Annotated in this window: 1 protein-coding gene; it reads right to left on the minus strand. The window is 48.7% G+C overall.

Translation table 11 applies throughout. The annotated features are described in order from the left end of the window. Positions 1–2,086 (minus strand): open beta-sheet domain-containing protein (locus tag A372_RS32760; protein WP_036702797.1); only part of this gene is annotated, 2,086 nt, incomplete at both ends.

The following is a 2,086-nucleotide window of genomic DNA, read 5'->3' on the forward strand; positions in this document are numbered from 1 at the left end:
TGGAAATTACCATCAACAGTGATTGTGTCGCTGACTGATCCCTTCAATGTTCCGACCATTTGGTTGCCATAGGTCAATTTGGATTCCCAGTTGGAGAACTCGTTTTTGCCAACGGTGACCTTGGATGACGTGGAATGTTCCTTGTCAGTGTTCTTGAGAACGAAGCTGGCTTTTGTTTGGTCTTTCTTGTGTCCAGGCACGAAGATACCTTGCAGGGAAACATCAGCGTTGGTGGTTTCAAACTTGTGGGCAACCTTTCCGTTCAGTTCAATCTTCAATCCAGTTGAAAGTTCCAATTTGTTTGTAAGTTTGGAAGCTTCGCCTTCAATTTCGCGTTTCATTTCAAGAAGAACAGATTTTTGGTTGGCAACAGCATACATTGAAGTCTCATAGTCATGCGGTGCTTTCTGGCTGTACTTGTTGTCCAACGTGAATTCAGCCTTTTGGTTGTTGTATTCGAGACCAGCGTCGACGTTGATAATTTTTTTTCCAAACTCGCCGTTCAAGCGACTGGCTGCGTTGAACTTTCCAAGCTTCAATCCGTTCTTCATCTTGATCAATTCCTTGTCACTCCAGTCGGCGAACTGGTTCCACTCGAGCTTGTTGGTCTTTGTGTTCAAATCCTTGTCCCAGATGATGGTCAAATCGTTGCCTACGTTTTTGTCGGTGAACTTGGCTGCGTAGACGAGTTTTCCGTTGGCCATCGCGTATTGCGGGCTGGTCAGCAGCAGATCACTCTCGAGTTGGCCTTGCTGGTAGCCGACGGCTCCGACAACAGTGACGGTGTTTGATCCTTGTTGGAATTTCAGGTTGGCGCTGATTTTTGGTCCGTTGACTTCGATGTAACCATCAACGACAGTGACGAAGGAGTCTTTTCCGAACTTGACTTGCCTGAGAGTGTACTTGACACCGTTTGCGGTCTTTTCTTCGATGATCTTGCCATCCAAGTATGTCAAATCGCTGTTCAACTTGAGAATCGGGACGATTTCTTTGCCGTTGCGCTTGAATCCAATATCGTACTTGTAGCTTCCGCCCAAGTAGTTGCCGCTGAAGTAAAGTTTCTTCTCGTTGTCCTGGTTGACAAAACCGGCGGCGGCATCGATCTTGAACGGACTGTTGGCTTGCACCGGCACCGAAAGATCGAATCCACCCATGAAGTGATCGGGCTTGAAGCTTGACAGAAGTTTCAGGGCTGTTAAGCGCTCCTTTCCGCCCTTTGGTGTGTTATAGTAGAAGTTGACGCCGGGGCTGGCAGGATCCTTATCATCAAATTCACCACGGAACGTGATTGCATCGACCATCTCCAGACGGATGTTGATCTTGTTGTTTCCATGCAACGGCCAGTGTGCGTTTTCTGTGATGTTCATTGGAGTGTAGTTGACATAAGTGCAGAAAGTGAAACCAGTCATGAACTCGACTTGATCGAAGCACAGCTCAGTTTCGCGGTCAATTACACTCTTGAACTTGACTGGAACCTTGACGACTTCACGGCCGCTTTCTTGCGAAACGGTGGAGATCTGGTGGGTCAAGTCGATGACGTATTGATCCTGCACTGTTGGCACTGAAGTAATGACGACGTTCCTGCCGCCTTGAATCTCGATAGTTGTGTTAGCACCGGTGTTTGTGTAGATGGTTCCTGAGACTTCCAATGCAGTTTCGTAGGCGTAGGCGCCGAATCCAAGCTGGCCGGAGATGAAAATGTTGGCGGTTGGGCTGAACTGGAGGTTGACCTTGGAGTTCATTGGGTTGTCGATGATTTGCTTGACGTCAATCGAGCCTTGAAGGTCGACCTTGACAGCGGACGATCCAGTGCTGGTCAACTTGAACGGCAGACCAAGTGCGGTTGGGTAAACGATCTCAGCGTCAAGCCAGAGTGCGTGGTTCTCAAAGTTGTACTGGAAGTTCTTCAACGAGTCGACACCCTTGCTGAATTCCGAGGCGAACAGCTTGATGAGGTCAGCGGGTGTGGCGGGAATGTTCTGACTCATCGACAAGAAGTAAAGTTCCGATCCGAAGACCTTCACGGACAAATCGACATCCGGTTCACGGTCGAAGATCGACGACATCTTGACGCCCTTGTCGAAAG

Source organism: Paenibacillus sp. OSY-SE, assembly GCF_000283315.1.
In the GTDB taxonomy this organism is placed as follows: Bacteria; Bacillota; Bacilli; order Paenibacillales; family Paenibacillaceae; genus Paenibacillus_B; species Paenibacillus_B profundus.